The following is a 1,630-nucleotide window of genomic DNA, read 5'->3' as shown; positions in this document are numbered from 1 at the left end:
GGAACCCGATGTTTCCAGGACGCGCAGATGCACGCCCCTCTCATCCTGGAAAATAGTTGCCTTTCCACTTGCTGTATTGACGCTGGCTTTCATGATTGACTCCTTGAGTTTGAGTGAATACCAAACACAAAAGGCTGGACAAAAAGTATGGAAGCGCAGTCGAAGGGGGAAGCAGGCAAAGAAAAACCCCAAAGCCGAAGCTGTGGGGTGTAGATTGCTAAAGAGATTTAAGCTGTTACATCTTCCGGCACTGGTATAGGCCAGGAATACCACCGAACGCTTTTGCCATCTGACGAAGCGCGATCAGCAGCTCTTCCTGCTCACCATCCTCAAGAATACTGTTCAGCAGTTCCACCGCATAGGCCGGATCTTTACGGAAAACTTCTGCCATCGCGTCGTCATGCGCCTGATCTTGCATAATAATCAGTCGTGCAATGTCTTGAGCGCCACATCCGGCGCGGTACGCACGATCTTGAGCAAGGCGGCAGCAGGGCCGGTCGGATTGCGGCGATGTTGCTCCCAGTTTTGCAGCGTCTTGACGCTAATCCGCATCAACTGGGCAAACTCGATTTGCGAAAGCCCGATTTGCTCGCGTACCGCCTTGGCGTCTGGTGCTGCCACATTGATCCGGCGTGAGGCGGGCGCTTCTCCTCGCACAATCGCCTTGGCTTCTTTCAAACTTTGCACCAAGTCCTCAAACAATGCGTGTTCCATTTTGTAGCCCTTTAACTACCACGGACCACTGATCTGTGCGCTGTCGGATGCCGAATAGGTTGCACCGCGAGCCGCAAGCCCATTGTCTTGAGAATTGCCGACAGGCTACGAATCTCCGGGTTGCCTTTGGCGGACAGCGTGCGGTAGATGTGCGTGCCATTAAGCTGTGCTTTCTCAGCCACCTGCGATATGCCGCCGAACGCTTTTGCCATCTGACGAAGCGCGATCAGCAGCTCTCCCTGCTCGCCGTCCTCCAGGATACTGTTCAGTAGCTCCACCGCATAGGCCGGATCTTTACGGAAAACTTCCGCCATCGCGTCGTCATGCGCCCGATCTCTCATCGCTATTTCTCCTGCTTCACTTTGCTGCATTGCCAATCCCTCCAGTATTCGCAAGCCTTCGATATGTCAGCGTCCTGCGAAGGCTTTGTGCCACCGCAAAGCAACAAGACTATGGTTTGGCCGGCAAGCGCGTAATAGATGCGGTAGCCCGGCCCTACGTCGATACGAAGCTCCCACACCCCTTCCCTGCATGGCTTGTGGTCCCCAAAGTTGCCAAGCTCGGCGCGATAAATGCGCCGGTCTATGGCAATTTTCGCCTTGCCGTCCTTGACTTTGCTGCGCCAGTTCTCGTACACGTCGCAGCCTTCGGCGGTAAGATAATGCCTTATCTCGAACATATCTTATTATCGCTTATAAGCGAATTTGTTGCAATAACTACCAAAATGCACGGAAATCCCCGCCGTTCCATGGCGGGATGATGTCAAAAAACCCCGTTTTGAAACCATTTAATTCTAGTGTATTATTTTTAATATAATAGGCTCTTCTCAAAAGGGGTTCTCTTGTTCCACAATTTCCACGGCGTACCCGATAGCTGTATCCAGCAGGCTTCTGCCATTTACGGCGTACCGCGCCGG

At 52.9% G+C, this 1,630-nt stretch carries 4 protein-coding genes; all 4 read right to left on the bottom strand.

The features are described from left to right. Window positions 1-235: 235 nt before the first annotated feature. From AC2VLY_RS07115 to AC2VLY_RS07100, 4 genes are read right to left on the bottom strand one after another with little or no spacing between them, the layout of a single operon-like run. Window positions 236-418: a helix-turn-helix domain-containing transcriptional regulator gene (locus AC2VLY_RS07115; RefSeq protein WP_486893178.1), complete on the bottom strand. Its 183-nt coding sequence runs from the start codon at window positions 416-418 to the stop codon at window positions 236-238. Between the two features lie 5 nt (window positions 419-423). Further along, a complete protein-coding gene (gene nadS, locus AC2VLY_RS07110; protein WP_486922005.1) occupies window positions 424-714 on the bottom strand; it encodes a NadS family protein in 291 nt (96 codons plus the stop codon). 11 nt (window positions 715-725) lie between these two features. After that, the gene (locus AC2VLY_RS07105; protein WP_486893176.1) at window positions 726-1,085 is read right to left on the bottom strand and encodes a helix-turn-helix domain-containing transcriptional regulator; all 360 of its coding nucleotides are present in this window, start codon (window positions 1,083-1,085) and stop codon (window positions 726-728) included. Further along, window positions 1,058-1,393 (bottom strand): type II toxin-antitoxin system RelE/ParE family toxin, encoded by a 336-nt coding sequence (locus AC2VLY_RS07100; protein ID WP_486893175.1) that lies wholly within the window; start codon window positions 1,391-1,393, stop codon window positions 1,058-1,060. Before AC2VLY_RS07100 ends, AC2VLY_RS07105 begins: the two co-directional genes overlap by 28 nt. Window positions 1,394-1,630 lie beyond the last annotated feature (237 nt).

The organism is Acidithiobacillus sp. TH-A36, from assembly GCF_057473445.1.
Note: the sequence above shows the minus strand (reverse complement) of the source record. Positions and strands in the feature narration are given on the sequence as shown.